Raw genomic sequence first — 25,626 nt, forward strand, 5'->3', positions numbered from 1 at the left:
GGATACCTCAGCCAACCGGCACCAGCGTCAGCTTGCTGGGATCCATCCGGAGGTAGACCTCGGTCCCCGGTTCGATCGACACCGCCGGGTTGCCGCGCGCACGGATCTCGTGCTTGCCGACGGCGACCACATGGTCGACGGCCTCGCCGAGGAACGCACGGGTCAGCACCGTGCCCGTCCACTCGTTCGGCACCTCACCCGCTCGGGACGTGGCGCCGACCTCCACCGCCTCCGGCCGGATCGAGACGACCACCTCCGTACCGACCGGGATCGACGCGGCCGAGTCGAGCAGGAGGCGTCCGTCGGCCGTGTCGACGACGTAGCGGTCGTTCTCCCGCGCCGACACGGTGCCGGCGATGAAGTTCGAGGTGCCGATGAACTCGGCGACAAACCGGCAGTTGGGGTTCTCGTAGATCTCGCGGGGGCGCCCGAGCTGCATCACGTTGCCGCCCCTCATCACCGCGATCGAGGTACTGAGGACCAACGCCTCCACCTGGTCGTGCGTGACGTACACCGAGGTGATCCCGAGCTCACGCTGCAGCCGCTTGAGCTCGTACCGCAGTGACTCCCGCAGCTTGGCGTCGAGGTTGGACAGCGGCTCGTCCAGCAACAGCAGCGGGGGCTCGATGACTAAGGCGCGGGCGAGGGCGAGCCGCTGCTGCTGCCCACCGGAGAGCTTGGTCGCCTGCCGGTCGGCGAGGTCGGCCAGTTCCATTGTCTGCAGCACCCGCATCACCCGCTCGGCGATCCCTTTCTTGCCGAGCCGGCTGGCGCGCTTCTTCACCTGCAGAGGGAAGGCGACGTTGTCGAAGACCGACATGTGCGGCCAGATGGCGTAGGACTGGAAGACCATGCCCAACCCCCGCTGGTTGGCGGGGACGTTCACCGTCTTCGCGCCCGACCCGCCGGCGAAGAGGACACGTCCGCCGACCTCGATCGTTCCGGCGTCGGGTCGCTCGAGGCCGGCGATGGAGCGCAGGGTGGTCGTCTTCCCGCAGCCCGACGGCCCGAGCAGGGTGAACAGCGAGCCGTTCGGGACGTCGAAGCTGATGTCGTTGACGGCGAAGACACGGGCCGGTTCGGAACGACCCGCGGCTCGCGACCGTCGCCGCCGTTCTCCGTCGAAGGTTTTCACCAGGTTCTTGACACAGAGCACTTTGCCCTCCTGACGCGCGGCGGCTCAGTCCTGCTTGAGCCCGACTTTGGCACCGAGGTTGTAAGCGACGGTGACGAGAACGACGAGGGTGAGCACCATGACGACGCCAAGCGCCGACAGGACGGTGAACTGACCGTTCTCGTACTGTTCGAAAATGAGGATGGAGAGCACCTCGTTGCCGGGGCTGTAGAGCAGGATCGAACTCGACAGCTCGCGGAACGAGACCACGAGGATGTAGATCCAGCCCGCCACCAGACCCGGCGACAGCAGCGGTAGCAGCACCCGGCGGAAGGTCTGCCACCAGCTTGCGCCGCTGACCTGGGCCGACTCCTCTAGTTCGGCGGAGATCTGCTGCATCGACGTGACCGCGTAGCGCATGCCGTAGGGCATGTAGCGGGTGCAGTAGGCGATGAGCAGGATGAACAGCGTCCCGTAGATCGGGATCGGGCTGCGCAGGTAGACGAAGGAGAGCGCGAGTCCGAGGACGAGGCCGGGGATCACCAGCGGCATAAAGGCGAGCTGGTCGACGAGCTGCCGGCCGGGAATTCGCGACCGGGCGACGATCCAGGCGGCGATGGCCATACCGGCCATCACCAGGGTGGCCGAGCCCAGGCCGAGGTAGACGGAGTTCTTCAGCGCCGTCATCGCCTGGGACAAGTGCAGGAGCTGGCGGTAGTTGTCCAGCGACATCGACTTGAACGCCGCGGCCGATGGCGGCTGGTAGAACTTGAGGAACGAGGTGTACAGGAGCACGAGCAGCGGCCCGACGACGGTGAAGAAGAAGTAGGCGAGGATCGCGACTCCCATCACCGGCCGCCACCGGCCGAGCTCCATCGGGCGGGGCCGGAATCCCTTACCGGTCACGGTCTGGAAGCTCTTCCCGGACCGGCCCGCGAGGTTGGAGATCGCCACCCCGATCATCGCCAGCACGAGCAGCCCGAACGCCAGCGCGCCGGCCGCCCCGAGGTCCGGCGGATAGGTCCGCAGGACGAAGTAGATGCGGCTGGTGAAGACGTAGATGCCGTTCTGCAGACCGAGCAGCGCCGGCACCTCGAAGCTCTCCAGGCTGCGCACCGTCATGATGAGCACCGCGGCGATGATCGCCGGACGGGTCAGCGGCACGGTGATCCTGCGGAAGACCTGCAACCGGGTGGCCCCGCTCATGAGCGCCGACTCCTCCAGCGAGGGGTCCATGGCGCGGAACGCGGCCACCATCAGGAGGAACACGATCGGCGACAGGTGCAGTCCCTCGACCCAGATCATCCCCCACACGGTGAAGACGTCGAGGACGACGCCGTGCCCGAAGATTGGCTCGATCACCTTGTTGAGCAGGCCGATGTCCGGGCTGGCCAGGAAGATCCAGGCGATGGTGTACAGAATGCCGGGAATGATCAACGGAATGATGGACGCGGCGAAGAACAACGCCTTGAACGGCACGTCCGTGCGGACGTTGAGGTAGGCCAGCGAGGTGCCGACGAAGAGGGCGAGGACGGCCGCCCCGATCGCGAACCACAGCGAGTTCGCGACCAAGCCGCCGATTCGCCCGTCGCCGTACGCGCGGGCGAAGCCGCCCAGGCTGAAGCCGTTGGCGTCGAAGAAGGTGCCCCAGAGCAGGTAGTAGAGGGGCACGAGAGCCAGATAGCCGATGACTCCGACGACTGCGACGATGATGAGCAGCTTCGGAGTTGGCCACCACCGGCGCGCTCGTCGGATCTCCGGCTTCGTGGCCGGCAAGGCCGGTGATGCCGTGGTGGTCATGCCCTCACCCTTCCTGGAGCCTGTCTACCGGATCAGGCGGGCGGCGGCGCCGACTGCGCCGCCGCCCGCGATCAGCTACTTGTCCTTGACCTGCTCGCCGTTGGACACGACCTTCTCGTAGCGTTTGCTCCACTCGTCGCCGTGCTCGACCAGCGTCTTCACGTCCACCGGGACGATCTCCACGCCCTTGAGCGGGTCGTTGCCCTCGACGATGGCCGGCGTCAGTCCCTCGTCCACCAGGAGCTTCTGCCCCTCTTCGAGCAGCCAGTCAGCGAAGAGCATCGCGGCCGCCGGGTGCTGGGCGGTCTTCATCAGTCCGACGCCGTTGGGGCGGGCGATCACGGGCTGCACGAAGGGCAGGTAGTCGACCGGTGCGCCCTTCTTCTTCGCGCGCTCCACGATGTAGGAGTAGTTCGAGGCGACCACCGAGAACTGCCCGGCCGACAGGAGCTCGCCCTGGACGGTGTGCCCCTTGGCGATCTTCGCCCCCTGAGCCATCGCGGCGAAGAGTCGGTCGATCTCCTCATCGCTCTTGCCCTGCTTCTTCCAGTAGCCGTAGAGCGTGAGGTACCAGTCGTAGTCGGCCAGCTCCATGGAGAGCTTGCCGTCCCACTTCGGGTCGGCGAGATCCTCCCACGTCTTGGGCTGCTGCCCGGCGGGGACGAGCTTGGTGTTCCAGCTCGGCGCGAAGAGGTTGAACCGGGTCGCGGTCCACCCCTCGAACCGTCCCGCCTCCGGCACGAGATCGCGCCGCTCGCCCTTGTACTCGGCGAGGAAGTGCTCCTTGTTCAACGCGAAGAGTTCGTTCGCGTTGGTCTCGACCACGTCGTTGCCCCGGAAGTTGGCGCCCTGCTCCTGCAGGATCCGCTGCAGCACCGTCTCCGATCCGGCCCGGTAGACGTTGACGTCGATGCCGAACTTGTCACTGAACTCCCCGGTCACGGCGTCGGCGACATCGCTGGTCATCGAGGTGTAGAGGTCGAGCTTGCCTTCCTTCTCCGCGAGCTCGACGAGCTTGTCCCGCCGCTGCTTGCCGGAGAGTCCGGCGATCTCGGCGTAGACCTTCTCCGCGGCCGTCGGCCCGTCGCTACCGCCGGCCTTCGGACCGCCCGCCGTGGGCGAGCCGCCGCAGCCACCGACGAGGGTGAGCGCGATGCCGGCCGCGAGCACGCACGCCAGTCTCCCCCGGCGCCAGAGTCCTACGGTTTTCATTTGATCTCCTGCCCAGCCTCGAGGATTTCGGCGTACAGGCTGTCCCACTTCTTGGCGTTGTCGAGCAGTTCCTGCTCGGGCACGGCGACGACCTTCAGGCCGGCCAGCGGGTCCTTGCCGGTGGGAATCGACCCGATGCGGAAGGCGTCCGCGAGGATCTTCTGCCCCTCGGTGAGCTCCCAGTCCGCGAAGAGCATCGCGGCCGCCGGGTTGGTGGCCGTCTTCATCAGCGCCACGCCGTTCGGGCGAACGAGGATCGGCTGGACCGGGACACCCGAGGCGGGGTGCCAGGTCACCGGCGCGCCCTTGTCGGCAGCCTTGTCCACGGTGTGGCTGTAAGACGAGACCGTCACGCCGAACTGGCCGGCGGAGAGTAGTTCACCCTGGGTCGTGTGACCCTTGGCGACCTTGGAGTTGGCGGCGATCTTCGTGAAGAGGTCCTTGACCTCAGCCTCGGACTTGCCCTGGTCCTGGTAGTACTTGTACAGGCCGGCGAACCAGTCGACGTCGCCGACCTCCATCGAGACCTGACCCTTCCACTTCGGGTCGGCCAGCTCTTCGAAGGACTTCGGCTCCTGGCCGGGCTTGACCCGGTTCGTGTTCCAGCCGACGACGAAGACGTTGAACCGGGAGGCGGTCCAGCCCTCGGCCTGGCCCTCCTTGCGGACCTTGTCGCGCAGCTCGCCCTTGTAGGGGTAGAGCTTTCCCTCCTTGTTCAGGATGTTGAGTTCGCCGGCGTTGGTGTCGACGAAGTCGTTGCCGAGGTAGTTCGCCTGCTGCTCCTGCAGGATCCGCTGGAGGACCGATTCCGAGTTCCCCCGGTAGACGCTCACGTCGATGTCGTACGCGTCCTCGAACCCCTCGACCAACTTGTCCATGTCGGTGTTGGAGGTGTAGATCGAGAGCTTGCCTTCCTTCTCGGCAAGCTCGACGAGGGTCTTGCGCCGCTCTTCCCCGGTGAGGCCGTTGATGCGGTCGTAGACCTCCTGCGCCTTCGCCGCGGTCTGCTTTGCCGCGTCGTTGCCGCGGGCGGACCCGTTGTCGGAGGCCGTGGGCGATCCGCCGCAGGCCGCAAGGAGGAGGGCGGCGGCCGTGATGGCCACCGATCTGACGATTACGTGGTGTCGCATCGCTGCTCTCCTGCGAGCTCTGTGGGCGAGCGCCTGCCTGCCCAGCGACATGTGGATGTGTGGTTCCCCCGCGTGAAATCGATGTGTGCGTGCCGCGTTCTTCCTGGGCTCAGCCCCCGTGCCGCTTCTCGTTCGCGAGCACGCCGGGCAGGTAGTCGTCGCGCACTGTTGCCTCCTGTGTTCCGCGTCACGCCAGTCAATAGCACCAGGGGACTAAAGGTCTAATCTTTGATCCAAATGTTTACCGGAATGTTACGCGTCGGGCAAGGGGTGGAGCGGACCTCCTGCTAGCACCCGGGCGGCGCCCCCTACCGCGATCCGCGCAGAACCTCGCGGGCCGTCTCGGCGATGGGAATGTCAGGTTGTATACAATGCGCCATGGCAGCCGTGTTGGCTAGGCCCTTCGCGTGCCAGGTCAGCCGCATCTGGTCCAGCTCGCGCAGCCTGCGCGAATCGGTCGGCCATCGATGAGAGCTCGGCGCAGGACGGGTACGGAGACCCGAACCGGCGGGCGAGTTCCGGGGCCTCGGTTATCGCGCAGATCTACGCCCAGTGCACGAGATTGTTCGCCGTCTTGCCGACCTGGCCCGCGCCGAGCGGCCCGAGGTGGTGGATCACGCTGACGGCAACCGTTGTCTCCATGGTCCCCCCTCGTCGACATGTCGGTCTGGCGGGCGAGGCGGGACCGATCCGCCTTGTGAGGGGCGCATTGCCCGGGAGCCCCGCCTCGGCTAGAACGTAATACCATTGGGCCAATCTCGGGGAGGGACCTCTTGCGTCGACTCGGCGGATTGCTGGTCCACCACTTGGTGGCGGCACGACAGCGCACGTTCCGCTCCTTGGCCGTACCCAACTACCGGCGGTTCTTCGTCGGGCACGCGGTGAGCGTCGCGGGCACCTGGATGCAACGGGTCGCGCAGGACTGGCTGGTGCTCGACCTGTCGCACTCCCCCGTCGCGCTGGGTGTCGCGAGCGCGCTGCAGTTCCTGCCGATGCTCCTCCTCGGCCTGTGGGGCGGCGTACTCGTCGACCGGATCGACCGGCGTCGGGCGATCATGGTCACCCAGGCGGTCAGCGCCCTGCTCGCCGCGGCGCTCGCGGCGCTCGTGCTGTCGCACGCGGTGACGCTCTGGATGGTCTACCTGCTCGCGCTGGGACTGGGTCTGGTCACCGTCATTGACGTGCCCGCGCGGCACGCGTTCATCACCGAGCTGGTCGAGCCCGAGAACTACGTCAACGCCCAGGCGCTCCACTCCACCGTCCACAACGCCGGGCGCCTTGTCGGCCCCGCCGTCGCCGGCCTCCTCATCGCCGGCGTCAACGTCGGGGCGGCCTTCGCGATCAACGCGCTGTCCTTCGCGGCCGTCCTGGTCGGCCTGGTACGGGTGGATCCCCGGCAACTCCATCGCCGGCCGCGCGCACTGCGGGAGAGCGGCCAGGCACGGCAGGGCCTGCGCTACGTCTGGCAGCACCCGGAGTTACGAGCCTGCATGCTGCTCGTCGCCGTGGTGGCCCTGCTGGGCCAGAATTTCCGCGTGGTGCTGCCGCTGCTCGCACGCGACACCTTCGGCGGCGGTCCCGAGGTCTACGGCTGGCTGACATCGGCGCTCGGGGCCGGCGCCGTACTCGGGGCGCTCGCCAGCGCCGCCCGCGCGAGCGTCACCGCCTGGTCGCTGCTCGTCTGGACGGGCGTCTTCGCGGCCGTCAACCTGATCGCCGCCCTCGCGCCGGGACTCGGCATCGCGTTGGTGGTGATGGTCGGCCTCGGCGTCGCGAACATCTGCGTCAACACCCTCGCCCGCACGTTGCTTCAGCTCGGCGCCGAAGCGACGATGCAGGGCCGGGTGATGGCCCTGCACGGCATCGTCTTCCTCGGCAGCACCCCGCTGGGCGGACCGATCACCGGATGGGTCTGCGAGCAGTGGGGGGCGAGGGCGGGTCTCCTGGTCGCCGGGATCTCCGCAGGACTCGCCGCGCTGGCGGTGCTGCCACAACTGCGCCGCGTCCGAGCGCCGGAGCCGGCCGAGGCGGAGCCCGCGACCACATCGTGACGTACCGCCTTCCTACTCCAACGCCAGCCCGGCCAGCCGCAGTCGGGCGATGTGATGACGCCACATGTTCAGGTCGTTGAACGATGAGCCGAGGTCCGGCAGCTCCGCGAGATCCTCCGCGGTGAGGTCGGCCGCCCGGTCGCCGAGCCGTGCCCGCTCGACGCTGACCCGGGCGAGTACGTCAACGGCCAACGCGCGCACGACGGCCTGCTCGACGGCGTGCGCTCCCGACCCGACGGTGGTGATCCCGTGACCCCGCATGAGGCACACGGTGGACGACCCCATCGTCTCGACGAGTTCGCGGCCGAGTTCGGGGCGGCGTACGAGACCAGCCCGCGGATAGACCGGTATTCCGTCGACGGCGAGACGAGCGGCGGGGATGTGATAGGCGCCGAAGACGGGGCGCAGCGGCACCTTCTCCACCCCGGCCAGCAGCACCGCAGGCGGGTGGCAGTGCACGACCGCGTCGATCTCGGGCCGTGCCCGAAGCAGCTCGCCATGGATCGGCAGCTCGTTGGGGACCACCCAGCCCGCCGGAAGGTCACCGCTCCCATCGAGGTCCACCAGGTGCACGTCCCGGTCGAGGGTGAACAGCAGACCCTCTTCCTGCGGTCCCCGGCACCGGACGAGCATCCGGTCGTGGCCCACCCGCACGCTGACATGGCCGAGGATGTCCTCCACCAGGCCGGAGTTCGCGAGGATGCGGCATGCCAGGGCGACGGTCCGGCGCGGGTCAGCGAGTTCGGCGGGAATGGTCACAGGGCTCCATTCGGCCGGATGCTGACGTCGACCCGCGGCATCACCGCCGGACGGGGAGCGCCACGGACCCACCACAGTGGCTGAGCGCGGCCCGGACCGCAAGAGGCACTCCTCCGGGTCGGCAACCCTTTCCTCGCCGCCGGAGTACCCGTCGGCGGCTTAGGGTAGTATGGTCATACCATTCGCAGGACGCGAGATGCAGCCGAGAGGAACGCGAAAGTGCCCAAGGTCATCTTTGTCGCCCTCGACGGTTCGCGGCGCACGATCGACGCAGCGGTCGGGGACTCGGTCATGGCGACCGCCGTAAGGAACGGTGTCCCCGGCATCATCGGGGAGTGCGGGGGCAACCTGTCCTGCGCCACGTGCCACGTCTACGTGGACGAGGATTTCGCGGCACTCGTCGGCCCGGCGAACGACCTCGAGGACGACATGCTGGACCTCGGCGTGTCGGACCGCCGGAGCACGAGCCGCCTGTCCTGCCAGATAAAACTCACCGAGGCCCTGGACGGGATCACCGTCGAGGTGCCGGAAGACCAGCCGTGAACGGCGGGGTACTGATCGTCGGCGCGAGCCAGGCCGGTGTCCATCTGGCCGCCTCCCTGCGGGACTACGGTCACGACGCAGCGATCACCGTCGTGGGTGCCGAGTCGCACCCCCCGTACGAGCGCCCTCCGCTGTCCAAGGCGTTCCTCGCCGGGACCGCGGACATCGCCACCCTCCCACTGCGCACCGGGTCGTTCTATGCCGAGCAGCGGATCACGGTGCTGGCCGCGGAGCGGGTCACCCGGCTCCACCTCTCCCCCTCCGGCCCACCCGGTTCCGGGACCGCGCTGACCGATCGCGGTCGCACACTGACGTTCGATCGGCTCGCCCTGACCGTGGGCGCCCGCCCCCGACGCCTCCACGTGCCCGGCGTCGGCCTCGACGGCGTCTGCTACCTGCGCGGTGTCGACGATGCCGCCCAGATCCGGACCCACCTGGCGGCGGCGCGCGACGTCGTGGTCGTCGGCGGCGGCTTCATCGGCCTCGAAGTGGCCGCGGTCGCCAGATCGGAAGGCGCGAACGTCACCGTGGTAGAGGCAGCTGACCGGTTGATCGCCCGCTCCGTGGCGCCGGAGATCTCGGAGTTCTACCGACGGGCGCACATCCGGCGCGGGACGCGGATCCGCCTCGGCGCCGGCGTCGCCGCGATTGAGGGCGAGCACGGTCGGGTTACCGGCGTCCAGCTCGTCGACGGCGAGCTGCTCCCCGCCGGTCTGGTCGTCGTCGGCGTCGGCGTCGTCCCGCGCACCGAACTCGCCGAACAGCTCGGCCTCCGGTGCGACGGCGGGATCGTGGTCGACGAGTACGCCCGTACCAGTGAGTCCGCCGTCGTCGCGGCGGGCGACTGCACCGCGGCGCCCGACCCGCTGACGGGCGAGGGGCGGATGCGTCTGGAGTCCGTGCCCAATGCCGTTGCCCAGGCACGGGCGGCAGCGGCAACGCTGGTCGGCAGGCAGCAGCCCTACACCGACGTGCCATGGTTCTGGTCGGACCAGTACGACCTCAAACTGCAGATCGCCGGTGTGCCGATCGGCTACGACCAGCTCGTGGTGCGCGGCGATCCCGACGGCGAGAGCTTCTCGGTCCTGTACTACCGAGGGGGAAGACTGCTGGCCATCAACGCCGTCAACAACACCCGCGACTACCTGACGGTACGCAAGGCTCTCGCCAGCGGCATGTCGATTCCAGCGGAAGGTGCGGCGGCCTCCGACGTGCCCCTCAAGGAGCTGCTCCTGAGGCCTGCGGCCTGACGCCCCGCCGTCGGCAGGCGGCGCCGGCCCTCAGACCACCGCCGACGCGGTCGACTCCGGGGCGAACAACTCGTCGTCGGCCACGATCACGTCACCGGGCCGCACCAGCTGACCGGCGCAGACGAGCGGCACGTTGACGCTCCCGAGTGTTTCCTTGATCGTTCCGGTCGCCGACACGCACCGCGATCAGGCCGGGAAGGTGATTCGGGTCAGCTCCGCCACGTCCCGGCATCCGGCATCGATGACCTCCACTAGCGCTGTGGTCTTATGGTCTAACAGTTATGCTACGGTCGCTTCAGCATAGGGGTACGGGTACGTTCCGGCAGCCCGGCGAACACGAGGGAGCTGAGCAGGACGATGGCGCCGCTGCATCTCACGACCGTGACCCGGACCCAGGGGAACAACCAGGCCCTGAAGGACGCCGGTGTCACACCCCAGGGCTTCAGCCTCGACTTCCGGGAGGTCCCCGTCCTCGTCCAGGCGTTCCGTCGGATGGTGCGCGAGCTGGAGTTCGACGTCTGCGAGATGGCGTTCACGACCTACCTCTGCGCCAGGGCCCACGGCAAGCGCTTCACCGCTCTGCCCATCTTCCTGGTGCGCGGTTTCCACCATGGCGCCATCGTGCACCACCCCACCGCCGGCGTCCGGACCCCGGCCGACCTGCAGGGCCGCCGGGTGGGCGTCAACCGGGGCTACACCGTCACGACGGGAGTGTGGGCCCGGGGCATCCTCTCCGACGAGTACGGCGTCGACCTGGACAAGGTGACGTGGGTGCCCTCCGGCGACGAGCACGTCGCGGAGTACCGACGGCCGGCCAATGTGGTCGCGATGCGGCCGGGGGAAGACCTACAGACGTCGGTGACAACGGGCGAGCTGGCGGCCGCGGTCGGCGTCGAGGCGAGCGGCCCACTGGTCCCGCTGATCCCCGACGCCGAGGAGGCGGCCTTCGCGGCGCTACGCCAGCGCGGGCTGTACCCCATCAACCACCTCGTGGTCGTCAAGGACGAGTTGCTCGAGGCGCATCCCGCGCTGGCGAACGCGCTGTTCGAGGCGTTCGCCGAGGCCAAGCGGCGCTACGTCGAGAAGCTGCGCGCGGACGCGATCGAAGCTCCGACCCCGACCGACCGGATGTACCAGCGGGTCATGGAGCTCACCGGCGAGGATCCCCTCCCGTACGGCATCGCCCCGAACCGGCCGATGATAGAACAACTCATCTCACACGCCGTACGCCAGCGGATTCTCGACCGCCCGCCCGCCGTGACGGACCTGTTCCCGCAGAGCACGCACCAGCTGACCGCTTGAGGAGTTAGACCATGCGGATCGTCATCGGAGCGGATCACAACGGCGTCGCCATGAAGGCTCAGCTGATCCGGTGGCTGACGGCCGAGGGTCACGAGGTAGACGACCGCGGGGCGCACGACACCGAGGTCGTGGACTACCCGCCGCTCTGCGCCGACATCGGCCGGCAGGTCGTGGAAGCTCGCGCCGAGCGAGGCATCGTGATCGGCGGCACCGGCGGCGGAGAGGCGATCGCGTGCAACAAGATCCGGGGCATTCGCGCCGGCCTGTGCCACTCCGTGTTCCTCGCCGAGATCTCGAGCGCGCACAACAAGACCAACGTCCTCGTGCTCGGTGCCAAGGTGGTCGGTCCGGAGGAGGCGGCGGAGATCACCTCGACCTGGCTCGCCACCCCCTTCAAGGGAGACCGGCACCAGCACCGCCTGGACCAGATCGCGGCGCTGGAGCGTGGCGAGTCACTCGGTTGACCTACACCCCGTCGACAAACCGCATCACGCTGGCCGGCGCCGTCTGCTCGGTCTGCTCGCCGACCGGGACGTCCCAGTACTCCGCGCGCGGCAGGCACTCCTCCAGCTGGCAGGCCGGGGCTGGTGGCGAGCACGTGGTTGGTGGCGTCGAGGAGCTGCCGTTGGAGCGGATGTCCGCTTCGCCGTCCCACAACTCGTCAAGGATCTGGTAGCGGATCACGCACTGCCCGGCGCGGGTGAGCAGCAGAGCGGGGATGTCGAACTCCCGCGCGGACAGGTCGATCTCCGTCTCGCCGCGGAACACCCCTCGCCAGGGAACAGCCCCATGATCGGCTGGGTCGCCGAGACGTTTTCGGCCCGCACCGCAATCGGGATGGACGCAGCGGCTTCGGCCGCTCCGCGCTCGGACCTGGGCCTACCTGCGCCGCACCCACATCCTATGGAAGGCGCACGGCACAGCCAGATCATTCCCGTCCGTGCGTGAAGGCCAGTGACTTGATCGTGATCGGGACGTTTCCGGAGATCGGCCGGACCCGGCCGAGATCGACGTGGTCGAACTCCCGCAGCTGGATGCCGTCGAGCACCACGAGCGCAGCCTCCACGCCGAGCTCCTCGGTGAGGATCCGCCCCAGCGTCATCGCGACGTCGCCGTCGAGCATGAGGTAGACCGTGCGCCCGGCGGCAGCCCGGTCGCCCAGCCCGGCGACGAGCCCGCGGGCGAGCGCCGCGACCCGCGGGTAGCGTGGCGCTCCGGCCCCCCACGTCACGGCGAGCACCGCCTCCTGGTCGGGCCCGATGTCGCGCCCCGCGAACGCCCCCCGTACGCCGTCGGCGACCGCGACCTCGTCAACCTCGTCTCCCACGGCGTCGTCGAGATGCGCCACCGGCAGGTCGCGCCGCGGCAGGCTGGCCTCCGGGTCGCTCAGATGGCCGGTGATGCCACTGAGCTGCACGGTGTGCTCGGAGGCGCCCACGACGGTCGCGCGGATGGCCTCCTCGCCGGCCAGCAGCGGCCCGGGCAGGCTGCCCTCGGAGAAGCGGCGTCGGAGGCCGTCGGCCAGGGCGGGCCCGAGGTCGCCGTACGACTGGGTTTCGCGGCCGTGGAGGTAGGCGGAGACCCCCCCGGACACGACGACGCCGTCGACAGCGTCGGGCAGCGGTAGGAGGTCGGTGAGGTAGAGATCGGGCTTGCCAGCGATTGCATCCGCGACCGCCTTGGCCATGACCTCGCCGACGTGGACCAGCTCGGCCGGCGACACCGCGCCGCCGAGTTCCCAGGTGAAGCCCGCGGCGGCCGCGTGCCGCGCGCCGCCCGGCTCGAGCCGCACCAGCACGCCGTCGTCGACGACCGCGAGCCGCCCGCCGACCAGGAACGCTGCGGTGCCCACCACGCGCCCCCGCTCGACGAGGGTCAGCTTGGTGGTGCCGCCGCCGATGTCGACGTTGAGCAGCACGCTCGCCTCGTCGTGCGAGCGGCGCACCGTGCCGGAGCCGTAGGCGGCCAGCAGCGCCTCCATGTGATGGCCGGCCGTCGCGCAGACCAACTGCCCAGCCCGCTGCGCGACGACCTTGCCGATCAGCTCGGCGTTGGCGCGCCGCAGCGCCTCGCCGGTGAGGATGACCGCCCCGGTGTCGATGTCGTCCGCGGTCCAGCCGGAGCTGGCGTACGCCTCGTCGAGCATCGTGCCGAGCACGACGGCGTCGATCAGGTTGCCGTCGGCGTACGGCGTCAACCGGGTCCCGCCGTCGTGGACCAGCTCGCGCCGGACCACGATGTAGCGGCTGGTCAGGTCGGCCGCGTGGCGACGGAGGTGGAGCCGGGAGAACGCGATCTGGGTGGTCGCCGACCCGATGTCGACGCCGACACTGTGCAGGACGACGTTGTCCTGCACCCACATCACGTTGGAGTCGGGCTCACCGTCGTGATGGTCGTGGTCGTCGTCCCGGTCGTGGTGCCCGTGCCCTACCCATACGCTCACTGTCGGCTCACGGCTTGGGCGGCAGGTCGGCCAGTTCGGCCTCGTAGGCGGCGTCCATCTGCGGCACGAGACCGTTCCCGGCGAGCGCCTTGGCGAAGGTCTCCCGCACCAGCGGGTGCTCGTCGGCGTAGTCGATCTGATCACCACCGACGCGCTGGCTGATCCAGGCCTTCGGGACACCCTGGGCGTTGCGGACCGAGACCACCTCGTGCTTGAAGGCGAGGTAGCGAGCCGGCTCGGTGCCGGTGTTGAAGTGCTGGTGGAACCACATGTTCGGCGGCACGATCATGCTGCCCGCCTTCCAGTCGTAGCGCTTGGGCTCCTCGCCCTCGGGCCACATGAGGCTGAAGCCCTCGCCGGACAGGATGATGACGTGGGCGCCCGGACCGTGCCGGTGGCCCTTCTTGTACGTCGCCGTCGGGAACTGCGAGATGTGGCTGTTCATCGAGCCGCGCGCCATGGAGAAGCGGATGTGGCCGCCGCCGGCGCCGCGCTCCTTGGCCGCGATGAGCGGCAGGTTGACCGCGTCCGCGACGAAGTTGGTCTTCAGCAGCAAGCCGTCGACCTCGTCCTTGTCCGCGAAGTAGTCGGGCTCACCGGCGAACCGATTCGGAAAGTCGTGCGCGGTGTTGAAGACGAAGTCGACGTCGTCGTAGAGGTTGAGGACCGGCGGCATGTTGGTCGAGGAGACGAACCGGGCCGCCTCCGTGCCCGAGCCGTTGAAGTGCTGGTGCCAGGTGTTGAGCGGGATCGCGAAGAGGGAACCCGGGCCCCACTCGAAGGTGACCTTCTGGCCGGCGTCGTTCCACACCGAGGTGGAGCCGTGGCCGGACAGCACGAGGATCATCTCCTCGAACAGCTGGCGCTGCGGGTTGAGCTCCCCGCCGCCCGGGATCTCGCACACGTAGCAGTCGTTGGAGGTCCGCGAGGCCTCGTGGTTGATGAACACGCCCCGACCGCCGCGGCGCGCCCACGGCTTCAGCTCGACGGTGTTCAGGTCGTAGACGTAGTGCGCGGCGATGATGTCGAGGCCCTCGTCGCGCACCCAGCGCACGTAAGGTGAGTCCTTCTCGGTCTTGAACTTCTTGGCGAGTTCGTCGGAGACGAGTGCGTCCTTGGCCACGGATTTTCCTCCAGTTCAACTGGTTAAAGGTATGACCGCTCCGGGTGAGGTCAACCGCAGGCGAGTGTCAGGTCCGAGCGCTGAGGAGCGATCCGACGATCTCAGCGCGTCGCCTGGCCGCGCTCCGCCGAAGGTCCGCCGCGTACGATGCGGCCCCGCGCTTGGACCAGGCCGTCGCGGACCACTCCTTGCTCGCCCGGCGGGCGGCCCGCACGGCACGGTCGACGTCCTCGGCGGTCGCATCGGGCAGCTCGCCGATGATCTCCTCGGTCGCGGGACTCTCGGACGGCAGCACCGCACCGTCCAGCACCATCACGAGTTCGCCGTCGATCAGCATGCCCCGCTGGGGCCTGGTCACGTTCTCGGCCTGGACCACAGCAAGATCACCCTTTCTGGGGAAGGGAGCTCGCTCCCCCGGTTTCGTACGACGTCCGCGAATCGCGCTTCAGCGACTGGCGCGACCCCGGGTGGCGCCCCCCACAGGAACGTACCACAAAAATTGACTATTGGTCTAACCAATCATCGAATCAAGTCTCAAGACTCCGCCCGGACGTCGGCTGTGGCCCCCCTCGCCGGGTCGCAGCACTCGCGTCGCGACCGGAGAGCGCTCTCGACCCCGAGTCACTCACCGCCGCTAACCTTCTTGAGACCGTTCGAATTTGTCGAGCCGCCGCAAATTTCCGCCCGAAAGACACGCGTTCACCCAGTTCCTCCGCCGCCTCCACACAGAGTCCGCCTTCGATGTAAGGTGTAATGGTCTAACCAAAGGGGGAACGGTGGAACGGGTCGGCACGCTGGTCATCGGAGCGAGCCAGGCCGGCCTGCAGTTGGCGACAAGCCTGCGCGACCTCGGGGCCACCGGAGGCATCACACTGATCGGGCGCGAGTCGCGGGCGCCGTACCAGCGTCCGCCGCTGTCGAAGGCCTACCTCCAGGGCAAGCTGCCGGAGGACGGACTGGTGCTGCGGGGGCCTGACTTCTACCGCGACCACGACATCGACCTGGTCTGTCGCGCTCACCGTCGGCGGCGCGCCGCGGCGGATGCAGGTGCCGGGGTCGGACCTCGCGGGCATCCACTACCTGCGCGACGTTGACGACGCCGCCGCCCTGCGCACGGAACTCAGGGCCGCCGGCAACGTCGTGGTCGTCGGGGGCGGCTTCGTCGGCCTGGAGGCCGCTGCGGCCGCGACGGCGGCCGGCAAGCACGTCACCGTCGTCGAGGCCGCGGAACGGCTGCTGCCGCGCGCCGTGGCACCGGAGATGTCCGAGTTCTACGCCGCCGCACACCGCCGTCGCGGCACGAAGGTGCTCCTCGACACGGCGGTCGCGGGCTTCGGTGGCGACGGCCGCGTGGACAGCGTCGAGCTCTGCGACGGACACGTGCTGCCCGCCGACGTCGTCGTGGTCGGCATCGGCCTCGTGCCGCACACCGAACTCGCCGAGTCGCTCGGCCTGGAGTGCGTCGGCGGCATCGTCGTCGACGAGCTCGCCCACACGAGCGTCCCCAGCATCGTCGCCGCCGGCGACTGCACGGTCACCGCCCACCCCGAGCACGGCGCGCTGCGCCTGGAGTCAGTGCAGAACGCGATCGCGCAGGCGAAGGTCGCCGCCGCGACGCTGCTCGACGTCGAGCCGCCGAGCACCGGGGTCCCGTGGTTCTGGTTCGATCAGGCCGACCTCAGGCTGCAGATGGCGGGCATCAACACCGGCTACGACCAGGTCGTCCTACGCGGCGAGCCGGCGAGCGAGTAGTTCTCGGCGCTCTAATACCGCGACGGCCGGCTACTCGATCGACGCGGTCAACGCGCCCCGCGACTCATGGCGGTCCGCAAGCTGCTCGACACCGGCCGCAGCATCCCGGCGGACGCCGCGGCCGACACCAGCGTCGCCCTCCGGGAGTTCGTCCGCGCCTCCTGAGCGGGGCGCGGGCGGGGTCAGCCGAAGTCGGCGAGGCCCTGCCGCTCCAGCAGCGCGACGTGGTGCCGCCACCGCGCGGCGACGTTGAACGACGGCCCGAGGTCGGGCAGGTCGTCCGGGGCGACGTCGCGCGGGGTCGCACCGAGCCGCGCCAGCTCGACGCTGACGGAGAGCAGCTCGTCGAGGGCCAGCGCCTGCGCGACCACCGATGGTACGTCGGCCCGGACCGTGACGATGCCGTGACCGCGCAGGACGCACACCGAGGCGTCCACAGGGTGCCGGCCAGCACCCAGCCAGCCCCGGCCGAGCGGACCAGCCCCGCATGCGGGGGGGAGGGGTTCCGGCAACCGGGAGACGGTTAAGCCGGGATGTCGTAGGCGCCGAAGACCGGCTTGACGGGCACCTCGGCCAGCCCGGCGAGCAGCGCCGACCGAGGATGCGAGTGCAGGCGCAGCTCGTCCATCAGATGACGAAGCTCTCGAGCGTCTCCGGCGCGAACAGCTCCTCCGGGGTGAGCAGCCGCGGCGAGAGCCCTTGCGCGTGGTGGTAGCGCAGGAACGCCTCGAGCACGTGCCGGTTGGCGTCCAGACCGTAGGACCAGAAGTCGTCGCCGAGCAGCGCCCGGTCGGCCTCGGCGTGCTGGACCAGCCACGGCGACAGGAACCGCAGCGCCGAGGAGTCCGAGAGGCCGGCGTAGGCCAGGTCGCGGGCGGCGACGAACGCCTTGTGGAGCGCCTGTGCGACCCACCGATTCGCCTCGTAGACCTCCCGGCGCAACACGACAACATGCATGATCGGGAAGATCCTGGTCGCCTCGAAGTAGGCCCGCTCGGCGCGGACCACGTCGGGGAAGAGCCGGGTCACCCCCGCCCCGAAGGTCGACGGCACCCGCGGGGTGTAGAGCGCGTCGATCTCGCCGGCACCGAGCATCTGCGACAGCGTCCGGTCGGACGGAATCGCGGAGACGTCGTACGGCACGGAGACGGCGCCCTTCTCGATCCGACCCGGCGACTCCTGGCCACCGGTCACGTATCGGACGGAGGAGGCCGGCAGGCCGTGGTGCTCCTCGAGGATCCCGCGGACCCAGACGCACGCGGTGAGCTGGAACTCGGGCACGCCGACGACGCCGCCCTTGAGCTCCTCGACCGAGGTGATCCCCTCGCGGACGTAGACCGAGGAGTGCCGGAACATCCGCGAGGTGAACACCGGCAGCGCCACGAACGGGCGGTCCCCCCGCGCCAGCGAGGCCGCGTACGTCGACAACGACATCTCGGCGACGTCGAACTCGCGATGCCGGAGCATGCGGAAGAACGTCTCCTCGACCGGAAGCCGGAGGTAGGTGAGGTCGATGCCGTCGGGCCGGACGTCGCCCTCGAGCAGGGCACGCGTGCGGTCGTAGTCACCGCATGCGAGCGTGAGCGGGAGGCGTCGCATCATGCGCGTACTCCGATGCGGGCGGCCAGCCGCGGGTAGACCCTCAGGGCGTTGTCGGTGAGGACCTTGCCGAGTGCCTCCTCCGGCAGGCCGGCGGCGCGCACGTAGGTGAGAGTGTCGTCCCAGGCGACGCCCGTGTCCGGGTCGGCGCCGCGGACGGCGCCGAGCATCTCGGAGGCGAAGAGGACGTTGTCCGCCGGCAGCACGTCGAGCAGCAGGTCAACGCCGGGCTGATGGTAGACGCAGCTGTCGAAGAATACGTTCGATAGCAGCTCGGCGGGGTCCTGCCAGCCGTTGCGCATCGCCAGACCCCGGTAGCGCCCCCAGTGGTAGGGCACCGCTCCCCCGCCGTGCGGGATCACGAAGCGCAGCCCCGGGAAGCGCTGGAACAGATCCGATTGCAGCAGCTGCACGAAGACGCTGGTGTCGGCGTTGAGGTAGTGTGCGCCGAGGGTGTGGAAATTCGGGTTGCACGCCGTCGAGACGTGCACCATGGCCGGGACGTCGAGCTCCTCGAGCACCTCGTAGACCGGGAACCACGACTCGTCCGTCATCGGCTTGCCCGCCCAGGTGCCCGACGGGTCGGGGTTGAGGTTAGCGCCGACGAAGCCGAGCTCGCCGACGGTGCGGCGCAGCTCGGCGACGACGCCGGCGAGGTTGCCCTCGGGCGTCTGCGGCAGCTGAGCGACCGGTGCGAAGTGCTCGGGGAAGAGCTCGCTCACGCGGTGGACGAGGTCGTTGGAGGCCCGCGCCCAGGCGTCAGCGGTCGCGGCGTCGGGGACGTGATGCTCCATGCCGGAGGCCTTGGGCGAGAAGACCATCAGGTCGCCGCCGCGCTCCCGCAGGATGCGCAGCTGGTTGCCCTCGACGCTCTCGCGCAGCTGGTCGTCGGAGACCGGCGCCAGCGTGGCGCAACCGCCCGCCAGCTGGGCGTCGCGAAACTCCTGCAGCGCCGAGGGCGCGGTCGTGTAGTGGCCGTGCACGTCGATGATCACGCCTCCGCCTCCTTCACGTGGCCCTCGTAGTCGACGTACCGCAGGCCCTTGCGCACGAGCCGCTCGCGCATCGAGCTGACGTCGAGGCTGAGCTCGCCGGCGGCGTACCGGGCCCGCGAGACCGCCTCCTTCTCCTCGCGCACCTTCGACGCGGCGAGCACCTCGGCCGCCTCCTCACGGCGTACGACGACCACACCGTCGTCGTCGGCGACGATGACGTCGCCCGGGTTGATCACGCGCCCGGCGCACACGACCGGGAGGTTGACGTCGCCGAGCGTCTCCTTCACCGTCCCCTCCGCCGAGACGCATTTCGACCAGACCGGGAAGTCCATGTGGGTCAGCTCGGCGACGTCGCGGCAGCCGGCGTCGATGACCAGCCCGCGCACGCCGCGGGTAGCGAGGGCGGTGGCGAGCAGCTCGCCGAAGTAGCCGGCGTCGGACGGCGACGTGGGGGCGACGACGAGGACATCGCCGCGCTGGCACTGCTCGACGGCGACGTGGAGCATCCAGTTGTCGCAGGGCGCGACCGACACGGTCACGGCCGTGCCCGCGACCCGGGCGCCTGCGTAGATCGGGCTCATGTAGGAGGCAAGCAGGCCGGTGCGGCCCTGCGCCTCGTGAATGGTGGCGACGCCGTACTCGGCGAGGCCCTCGACGACGGCGCGGTCGGCGCGCGGCGGGTTGGTGACGACGAGGCCGGCCATCAGGCACCCGCTCCCAGGGCAGCGACCTGCTCGCGGGTCATCCCCGGCAGGAGCGAGATGTGGATGACGTCCTCGACGCCCTCGCCGCCGAGCGTGCGGATGGCCAAGTCGACGTCCTCCAGCGCGAACCGGTGCGTCGCCAGCTTCTCGAGCGGGAAGCGTCCGGACGCGAGCTGCTCGAGGGCGAGCTCGCACGCCTCGTAGGAGTGCCCGCGAGCGCTCTTGATCGTGATCGCCTTCTCGGTGATCTTCTTGACCGGGAAGTCGGGGAAGGCCGCCAGCTCGCCCTGGATGAGTAGCACGCCCTCGCGGCGCTTAAGGGCGTCGACGCCGAGCAGCACCGGGCCGACCCCGGCCCGGGAGGTGCAGTCGAGGACGAAGTCGACGCCGCGGCCGCCGGTGATCTCCATGACCCGCTCGAGCGGGTCCTCCTGGAGGATGTCGATGACGTGGTCGGCGCCCAGTTCCCGGGCGAGCTCGAGGCGCGCCTTGTCGCGGGCGCTGCCGGTGACGATGATCTGCGAGGCGCCGGCCTGCTTGCAGGCGACGACCTGGGAGAGGCCCTGCTGACCGGGGCCTTGGATGAGGACGGTGTCGGAATAGCCGACGCCCGCGGCGCGCAGCGCCCACTCGATGCCGTTCGAGAGCGGGGTCACGAGGCCGGCGAGCTCGGCGGTGACGCCCTCGGGGACCTTGTGCACCACGGCGTTCCAGGGCAGGAACATGTACTCGGAGAAGCCGCCCCAGAGCGTCCCGTCGTTCGTCGCCGGTGTGTAGCCGTAGCGCCGGGCGTCGGAGTTGGTGCGCCAGTCGGTCGCCTCGCAGTGGCGGAACTCGCCGATCCGGCACCACTCGCAGTGGTAGCAGCCGACGTAGTGCTCGACGAAGACGCGGTCGCCGTCCCTCACCCCGTGCAGCCGGGTGAACTCCGGCCCGGCGTGCTCGATGATCCCGACGTTCTCGTGGCCCATGATCACAGGCCCGCCGATCACGGGGTTGTCGTACAGCTTCACGTCGGTCCCGCAGATCCCAGCGACCTCGACGCGCAGCAGCGCCTCGTCGTCGCCCACGGCGGGGAGGGGGAACTCGCGGATCTCTGTCGTCCGCGGCGCGGTCCGCACCGCCGCGCGCACCAGGTCGGGCATCGGCACTCCATACAACAGATTGGCGGAATGGTCTGACCAACATATCATCGACGGGTGGAGTCGGTCACGAACCTCTCTGCGGCCCACCTCCACCCACGCTTCCCGCCGTCCCCGCCGTCCCAGAGGGAGCGTCATGCGAGAGCTGGCCGACCCTCACCAGCCCCCAGGGCGCCAACCGCGCGCTGATAGACGGGGAGGCGACACCGTCGGGCTACACGCTCTCGTGCGCTGACGAGCCGGTCCTGATTAAGGGCTTCCGCAAGATGGTCCGCGACCTCGAGTGCGACGTCGCCGAGATGGCCCTGACGACGTACCTGACCGCCAGGGAGCACGGGGTCGCGTTCACCGCGCTGCCGGTCTTCCTCGTCCGCGACTTCCACCACGGTGCGACGCAGGTGCTGCGGGACCGGCCGATCGCGACCCCGAAGGACCTCGCCGGCGTGAGCAGGATGTCGGCCCAGCCGGCGAACCGGTCGGCGGCGTTCCACGCCCTCTCGCCGTGGCGGACGAGGATGAGCATCAGTGTCTCGCGAGGAAGTCCAGCACGCGCTGCTGCGACGCCTCGGGGGTCTGCTCCGCGACCGGGACGTCCCAGTAGTCGTTGTCGGGCAGGCACTCCTGTAGGTAGCGCGCGGCGGAGCGAGTGTGGGAGGTGTCGTCGCCGGGCACGATCAGCGCCGGCACGTCGAGCACCTGAAGATCCTCCGGCTCCGGGCCGGGCACGGTGTCGCGGTCGAAGAGCAGCCGGGAGGTGCCGCTGACGATAGTCGCGTAGCGCGCGGGGTCCGCCTCGGCGTAGGCCTTCGCGAACTCGTCGTCGCTGCGCAGCACCGCCGCCCACGGGCCGACCCGCGGGTCCTGGCTGAACCCGGCTCCGGTCGACCGGGCCAGCTCGACGACCGCGGCCAAGCCGTGCTCGGCGACGAATCCCAGGTGCTGGGTGAACCGGCGGTGTTGGGCAGCGCGATAGGTGACGCCGCCGGCCGGCGAGACGAGCACCATGCTGCGGACGCGCTCCGGCTGTGCGACAGCGATCAGCGCCGCCGTCGAGCAGCCGACGCAGCCGCCCATCGTGTGGGTCTGCTCGACGCCGAGGTGGTCGAGCAGGGCGATCGCCTGGGCGACGTACTTGTCCCACGAGAGGCGCTCGAGCCGCCCACCGGAGCGCCCGGACTCGCGGCGGTCGAAGACGATGCAGGTGTAGTGCGGCGAGAGCGCGTCGATGAACCCCAGGTCGCGGTAGCGGCCGAAGGAGGTCCAGTTCTCGAGGCTCGAGTCGAAGCCGCCGGGACTGAACATCAGCAGCGTTGGGCCCTGGCCGACCGTCTCGTAGCGCGTGCGGATGCCGTCGAGCTCGACGATGGGCATGACGCCTCCTACTGCTTCGGAACGGGGATGCCGCCGCGGATCTGACGGCCCTCACGGATGTCGGTGATGCACTCAGTCAGCGCGTCGTACGCGACCCGCGCGACGTTGGCGTACGTGTCCGGCTCCTCGTCGAGCCACTTCGCCGAGTATCCGATCGCAGCCGTGGACATCCTGATCCGGCCGTCGAGCCATGGGCCGCCGCCGAAGCCACCGAGGACGGGGATCGACACGGCCTGTACGACGGCCGGGCCGACCACCGGCCCCGAGTTGGTGAAGTTGAGGGCGACTGCACCGGCCGCCTCGAGCCGCTTGGCCTCAGCGACAAGCTCTCCGAGCATCTCGTCGGGGACCTGGACGGTGTGCGCCGCAACGTACTCCACGCCGTACTTGAGCGCCGTCTGCGGCGTGATGCCGAACTGCGCGAAGACCGGGATCCCGGCCCGGGTGACCGCCTCGACCGCCTCGGGGAAGTCAGCGGCGCCGTCGAGCTTGACCAGGTCGACGCCGGCCTCCTTGACCAGCCGGATCGCGGCAGGCACCGCGTCACCGGACTGCAGCGGCCCGTACGGGAAGTCGCAGCTCAGGAGTGCATCCTTGACCCCGCGGCGGACCGCCTTGGCGACCACCAGCAGCTCGTCGAAGGTGATCTCGAGCGGGTGCGGCTGTCCCCACAGGTTGACTCCGACCGTGTCGCCGACGGAGATGATGTCGGCGCCGGCCCGGTCGGCGATCCTGGCCATCTGGTAGTCCCAGGCGACGATGCAGACGCTCTTCTCGCCGGCCGCCTTCATCGCCTGCAGCAGGGGGACGGTCATCCCGCTCATGCGCGCGTCGCCCTCAGCAGCTCGGTGAGGTCGTCCTCCTCGGCCGGAACCAGGAGGATCCGGGCGTGCGGCCGCAGGTGGAACAGCGCTTCGCTGGTGAGGGCTCCCGGCGCGACCACGAGGCCGGCGGTCATGATGCCGCGCACCTTGCAGGCCGCGCCGATGGTGCCGACCGCCTCGACGTTGGCGCCGTCGACGGAGACCATCACGACGGTGTTGCTGTCCTCCAGCGCGTCGGCCAGCGGCACGGACTCACCCGTCATTGCGACCAGGGTGTGGCCCGGGTCGACGACGGAGTAGAACCGGGCCTGGCCCCACTCCAGCTCGGAGGCTCGACGGACGATCCGCTCCGCCTCCGGGTCGAGGGCGACCACCCGCGTGTTGCGGGCCGCCGTTAAGGGATAGTCGATGCGGAAGGCCGCCTCCCTGGCGGTGGTCGCCTCGGAGCACGCACTGACGCCTGCCGGGATCGACAGCTGCTGATCGGTCATCGACGCGCCTGCCTCAGACGGTGGTCTGCGGGACGCCCGGCTTGGCGATCATCGCCTCGCCGATGCCCTCGACGAACGACTGGTCGGCCGGGAGCACGATGGCGACCGAGCGGACCTTCTGGTCCTGCGCGCGGTTGCCGACCGGCTCGGTGCCCTCCTCGGACAGCGCGAGCGCAGCCTTGCGGAGCTTCTGGCGGGCCTTGATGATGCCGGCGTCGGTGGCGACGAGGCGCTCCTTCGTCCGGTCGACGATCGGGCCCATCGACTCCTGCAGGGAGGAGTCCTGGAGCGCGATGCCCTCGATGCCGGAGTAGGTTTCGCCGCGGCGCTGCGCCTCGCGGTCCATCAGGTAGTCGTTGTCCTTGTTGGCGAGCGGACGGTACGCCGCGTCGTTCGCGCTGTGGACGCCCTTGCCGGCCCGCATCGCCGCGACCTCGGTCTCGGTGAGCGGACGGGTGGGGTGGTAGTCGAAGCTGTAGGCCCAGCAGTTCTCGTCATCGATCGGCACCCAGAAGTGGCCGTGCACCGGGTGGTCGCCGCGCGGCGGCACCATCGTGAAATTCGGCAGCACCCACGGCGTCACGCGCCAGTAGTAGTACCCCTCCTCCGCGTTGCGGCGGGCGCCGATGAGCAGGCCACCCTCGTAGTCGACGACCTCGAAGAACGGCTTGAGGTCACCCTTGTTGTACTGGTTGCCCTTCGAGCCCTTGAACAACGGGTCGCGGTCGAGGCTGCCGGAGTGCAGGAACGTGACGTGGCTGGAGTCGATGCCGCCCTCGAGCGCCTGCAGCCAGTTGCACTCCTGCAGACGCTTCGACGTGAACGCCTGGCCCTCGGGGACGGTGTAGGCCTCCCACTCCGGCAGCGGCGGCTGCTTCTCCGGGTCGCCCAAGTAGGTCCACAGCACGTCGCCGAGCTTCACCAGCGGGTAGGACTTGAGCTTGACGTTGGCGCAGAAGTTGCTGGTCTCCGGCTCGCTCGGAACCTCGATCGCCTGGCCGGTGTAGTCGTACTTCCAGCCGTGGTAAGGGCAGCGCAGCCCGCCCTCCTCGTTGCGGCCGAACCAGAGCGAGACGCCACGGTGCGCGCAGAACTCGTCCATGAGGCCGTAGTTGCCGTTGCTGTCGCGGATGGCGATCAGGCGCTCCGAGAGGATCTTCACGCGCACCGGCGGACAGTCGTTGGACGGTAGCTCCTCGGCCAGCAGCACGGGCTGCCAATAGCGGCGGAAGAGCTCACCCATCGGCGTGCCGGGGCCGGTACGCGTCAGCAGCTCGTTGATCTCGGCGCGGAGCATCTCGTTCCTTCCAGGACCTGTCTGAGGGCTATCAAACCGATGGGCGGGATGAAAGGGGCCTGTGTGGCCTGGGATTGCTTGTGGTCAGGACTGCGTGGGCGGCACCTCGACCGTGAGCCCGTCGAGCGCGTCGGTGATCTCGATCTGGCAACCGAGGCGGCTGCAGTCGCGGCGGCTGGTGACACCGAGGGTCGAGCAGGTCCTCCTCGAGGTCACCCGGCCCGCCGACGGCCTCGAATAACCCCTCGCGGACCCACATCGCAGGTGGCGCAGGAGTTGTTGCCGCCGCAGCGCCGATGATGCCGGGGACGCCGATGCACAGAGCGCGCTCAATGACGTTCTCGCCGACGCTGGCGTCGATCACACGCTCGTCGCCGTCACTGCCCACATACACGACCTTCGGCACGCGGCACGTCCTCCTTGTTGCCTAATGGCCTGACCATTATCCCACAGGTGTGACGTACGTCAACGGGCCAGATCGAGACACCGGACGAGGCCTGCGGTGCCGGGTGATCGCCTTCTACCAGCCGCCCCACCGAGCGGGCTGAGCACGAGCAGCGCGACAGCCTGTCCGACACCGACCGGGCCGGTGTACGCGATGGCGCCGGTCAGGTCGTAGACCTGGCAGAGGTTGGCGGCGACGGTGCCCCGGGTGCCGATCTCGGAGAGGACCACTCCCCCAGTAGGGGTTGAAGTCACGGTTGTGCAGGACCACGGGCAGCGC

27 protein-coding genes are annotated in these 25,626 nt (G+C 69.4%); 7 read left to right on the forward strand and 20 right to left on the reverse strand.

The genetic code is table 11. The features are described from left to right. Positions 1 to 7 precede the first annotated feature (7 nt). The 4 genes from ACFOYX_RS13115 to ACFOYX_RS13130 form a co-directional block, all read right to left on the reverse strand. Positions 8 to 1,156, reverse strand: coding sequence for an ABC transporter ATP-binding protein (locus ACFOYX_RS13115; protein ID WP_322440928.1), 1,149 nt, complete (start codon positions 1,154 to 1,156; stop codon positions 8 to 10). A 24-nt stretch (positions 1,157 to 1,180) separates the two neighbouring features. Further along, on the reverse strand, positions 1,181 to 2,914 hold the full coding sequence (locus ACFOYX_RS13120) for an iron ABC transporter permease (protein WP_322440927.1): 1,734 nt from the start codon (positions 2,912 to 2,914) through the stop codon (positions 1,181 to 1,183). 75 nt (positions 2,915 to 2,989) lie between these two features. Continuing rightward, the gene (locus ACFOYX_RS13125) at positions 2,990 to 4,126 is read right to left on the reverse strand and encodes an extracellular solute-binding protein (protein ID WP_322440926.1); all 1,137 of its coding nucleotides are present in this window, start codon (positions 4,124 to 4,126) and stop codon (positions 2,990 to 2,992) included. Continuing rightward, positions 4,123 to 5,229, reverse strand: a complete 1,107-nt coding sequence (locus tag ACFOYX_RS13130) for an extracellular solute-binding protein (RefSeq protein ID WP_322440925.1) — start codon at positions 5,227 to 5,229, stop codon at positions 4,123 to 4,125. The genes ACFOYX_RS13125 and ACFOYX_RS13130 overlap by 4 nt, the downstream gene beginning before the upstream one ends. Before the next feature lie 866 nt (positions 5,230 to 6,095). On the opposite strand from ACFOYX_RS13130, the gene ACFOYX_RS13135 reads away from it, so the two are divergent. Then, positions 6,096 to 7,307, forward strand: coding sequence for an MFS transporter (locus ACFOYX_RS13135; protein ID WP_322440924.1), 1,212 nt, complete (start codon positions 6,096 to 6,098; stop codon positions 7,305 to 7,307). A 12-nt stretch (positions 7,308 to 7,319) separates the two neighbouring features. Here ACFOYX_RS13135 and ACFOYX_RS13140 read toward each other — a convergent pair whose 3' ends face one another. Next, on the reverse strand, positions 7,320 to 8,066 hold the full coding sequence (locus tag ACFOYX_RS13140) for a class II aldolase/adducin family protein (protein ID WP_322440923.1): 747 nt from the start codon (positions 8,064 to 8,066) through the stop codon (positions 7,320 to 7,322). A 219-nt stretch (positions 8,067 to 8,285) separates the two neighbouring features. On the opposite strand from ACFOYX_RS13140, the gene ACFOYX_RS13145 reads away from it, so the two are divergent. Then, positions 8,286 to 8,609, forward strand: coding sequence for a 2Fe-2S iron-sulfur cluster-binding protein (locus ACFOYX_RS13145; protein ID WP_322440922.1), 324 nt, complete (start codon positions 8,286 to 8,288; stop codon positions 8,607 to 8,609). Beyond that, the gene (locus ACFOYX_RS13150) at positions 8,606 to 9,859 is read left to right on the forward strand and encodes an FAD-dependent oxidoreductase (RefSeq protein WP_322440921.1); all 1,254 of its coding nucleotides are present in this window, start codon (positions 8,606 to 8,608) and stop codon (positions 9,857 to 9,859) included. Before ACFOYX_RS13145 ends, ACFOYX_RS13150 begins: the two co-directional genes overlap by 4 nt. Positions 9,860 to 9,889: 30 nt before the next feature. Here ACFOYX_RS13150 and ACFOYX_RS13155 read toward each other — a convergent pair whose 3' ends face one another. After that, the gene (locus ACFOYX_RS13155) at positions 9,890 to 10,036 is read right to left on the reverse strand and encodes a hypothetical protein (RefSeq protein WP_322440920.1); all 147 of its coding nucleotides are present in this window, start codon (positions 10,034 to 10,036) and stop codon (positions 9,890 to 9,892) included. A gap of 204 nt (positions 10,037 to 10,240) precedes the next feature. Between ACFOYX_RS13155 and ACFOYX_RS13160 the strand changes: the two genes are divergently transcribed. Next, a complete protein-coding gene (locus ACFOYX_RS13160; protein WP_322440919.1) occupies positions 10,241 to 11,161 on the forward strand; it encodes an ABC transporter substrate-binding protein in 921 nt (306 codons plus the stop codon). 11 nt (positions 11,162 to 11,172) lie between these two features. Further along, complete coding sequence (locus ACFOYX_RS13165) at positions 11,173 to 11,625, forward strand: RpiB/LacA/LacB family sugar-phosphate isomerase (protein ID WP_322440918.1); 453 nt, start codon at positions 11,173 to 11,175, stop codon at positions 11,623 to 11,625. 1 nt (position 11,626) lies between these two features. On the opposite strand, the gene ACFOYX_RS13170 is transcribed toward ACFOYX_RS13165, so the two are convergent. From ACFOYX_RS13170 to ACFOYX_RS13185, 4 genes are all read right to left on the reverse strand, one after another. Further along, positions 11,627 to 11,929 (reverse strand): winged helix-turn-helix domain-containing protein, encoded by a 303-nt coding sequence (locus tag ACFOYX_RS13170; protein WP_322440917.1) that lies wholly within the window; start codon positions 11,927 to 11,929, stop codon positions 11,627 to 11,629. 160 nt (positions 11,930 to 12,089) lie between these two features. Next, the gene (locus ACFOYX_RS13175) at positions 12,090 to 13,604 is read right to left on the reverse strand and encodes an ethanolamine ammonia-lyase reactivating factor EutA (protein ID WP_322440916.1); all 1,515 of its coding nucleotides are present in this window, start codon (positions 13,602 to 13,604) and stop codon (positions 12,090 to 12,092) included. A 7-nt stretch (positions 13,605 to 13,611) separates the two neighbouring features. After that, complete coding sequence (locus ACFOYX_RS13180) at positions 13,612 to 14,727, reverse strand: hypothetical protein (protein ID WP_322440915.1); 1,116 nt, start codon at positions 14,725 to 14,727, stop codon at positions 13,612 to 13,614. A 67-nt stretch (positions 14,728 to 14,794) separates the two neighbouring features. Further along, positions 14,795 to 15,085 carry an aldehyde dehydrogenase family protein gene (locus tag ACFOYX_RS13185; protein WP_322440914.1) on the reverse strand — a complete coding sequence of 97 codons (291 nt, stop codon included), beginning with the start codon at positions 15,083 to 15,085 and terminating at the stop codon, positions 14,795 to 14,797. A gap of 418 nt (positions 15,086 to 15,503) precedes the next feature. Between ACFOYX_RS13185 and ACFOYX_RS13190 the strand changes: the two genes are divergently transcribed. Both ACFOYX_RS13190 and ACFOYX_RS13195 read left to right on the forward strand, forming a co-directional pair. Next, positions 15,504 to 15,821: an FAD-dependent oxidoreductase gene (locus tag ACFOYX_RS13190; RefSeq protein WP_322440913.1), complete on the forward strand. Its 318-nt coding sequence runs from the start codon at positions 15,504 to 15,506 to the stop codon at positions 15,819 to 15,821. Then, positions 15,775 to 16,479, forward strand: coding sequence for an FAD-dependent oxidoreductase (locus tag ACFOYX_RS13195; RefSeq protein WP_322440912.1), 705 nt, complete (start codon positions 15,775 to 15,777; stop codon positions 16,477 to 16,479). The genes ACFOYX_RS13190 and ACFOYX_RS13195 overlap by 47 nt, the downstream gene beginning before the upstream one ends. 182 nt (positions 16,480 to 16,661) lie before the next feature. On the opposite strand, the gene ACFOYX_RS13200 is transcribed toward ACFOYX_RS13195, so the two are convergent. The 10 genes from ACFOYX_RS13200 to ACFOYX_RS13245 all read right to left on the reverse strand — a co-directional run bounded on the left by ACFOYX_RS13200 (position 16,662) and on the right by ACFOYX_RS13245 (position 25,577). Continuing rightward, positions 16,662 to 16,904, reverse strand: coding sequence for a hypothetical protein (locus tag ACFOYX_RS13200; RefSeq protein WP_322440911.1), 243 nt, complete (start codon positions 16,902 to 16,904; stop codon positions 16,662 to 16,664). A 202-nt stretch (positions 16,905 to 17,106) separates the two neighbouring features. Next, entirely contained in the window at positions 17,107 to 18,081 is a 975-nt protein-coding gene (locus tag ACFOYX_RS13205) for a hypothetical protein (protein ID WP_322440910.1), read from the reverse strand. After that, the gene (locus tag ACFOYX_RS13210) at positions 18,078 to 19,073 is read right to left on the reverse strand and encodes an amidohydrolase family protein (protein WP_322440909.1); all 996 of its coding nucleotides are present in this window, start codon (positions 19,071 to 19,073) and stop codon (positions 18,078 to 18,080) included. Before ACFOYX_RS13210 ends, ACFOYX_RS13205 begins: the two co-directional genes overlap by 4 nt. Beyond that, positions 19,070 to 19,777 carry a 4-carboxy-4-hydroxy-2-oxoadipate aldolase/oxaloacetate decarboxylase gene (locus tag ACFOYX_RS13215; RefSeq protein WP_322440908.1) on the reverse strand — a complete coding sequence of 236 codons (708 nt, stop codon included), beginning with the start codon at positions 19,775 to 19,777 and terminating at the stop codon, positions 19,070 to 19,072. The genes ACFOYX_RS13210 and ACFOYX_RS13215 overlap by 4 nt, the downstream gene beginning before the upstream one ends. Next, a complete protein-coding gene (locus tag ACFOYX_RS13220; RefSeq protein ID WP_322440907.1) occupies positions 19,777 to 20,922 on the reverse strand; it encodes an alcohol dehydrogenase catalytic domain-containing protein in 1,146 nt (381 codons plus the stop codon). The genes ACFOYX_RS13215 and ACFOYX_RS13220 overlap by 1 nt, the downstream gene beginning before the upstream one ends. A 519-nt stretch (positions 20,923 to 21,441) precedes the next feature. Then, positions 21,442 to 22,290: an alpha/beta hydrolase gene (locus ACFOYX_RS13225; RefSeq protein ID WP_322440905.1), complete on the reverse strand. Its 849-nt coding sequence runs from the start codon at positions 22,288 to 22,290 to the stop codon at positions 21,442 to 21,444. Positions 22,291 to 22,298: 8 nt separating this feature from the next. Further along, entirely contained in the window at positions 22,299 to 23,105 is an 807-nt protein-coding gene (locus tag ACFOYX_RS13230) for a 3-methyl-2-oxobutanoate hydroxymethyltransferase (RefSeq protein WP_322440904.1), read from the reverse strand. Positions 23,106 to 23,110: 5 nt separating this feature from the next. Continuing rightward, complete coding sequence (locus tag ACFOYX_RS13235) at positions 23,111 to 23,605, reverse strand: hypothetical protein (RefSeq protein WP_322440903.1); 495 nt, start codon at positions 23,603 to 23,605, stop codon at positions 23,111 to 23,113. 13 nt (positions 23,606 to 23,618) lie between these two features. Continuing rightward, positions 23,619 to 24,902, reverse strand: a complete 1,284-nt coding sequence (locus ACFOYX_RS13240; protein ID WP_322440902.1) for an aromatic ring-hydroxylating dioxygenase subunit alpha — start codon at positions 24,900 to 24,902, stop codon at positions 23,619 to 23,621. Positions 24,903 to 25,367: 465 nt separating this feature from the next. Next, the gene (locus ACFOYX_RS13245) at positions 25,368 to 25,577 is read right to left on the reverse strand and encodes a hypothetical protein (RefSeq protein ID WP_322440900.1); all 210 of its coding nucleotides are present in this window, start codon (positions 25,575 to 25,577) and stop codon (positions 25,368 to 25,370) included. Positions 25,578 to 25,626: the final 49 nt, after the last annotated feature.

The organism is Micromonospora sp. GCM10011541 (genome assembly GCF_042650725.1).
In the GTDB taxonomy this organism is placed as follows: Bacteria; Actinomycetota; Actinomycetes; order Mycobacteriales; family Micromonosporaceae; genus Micromonospora; species Micromonospora sicca.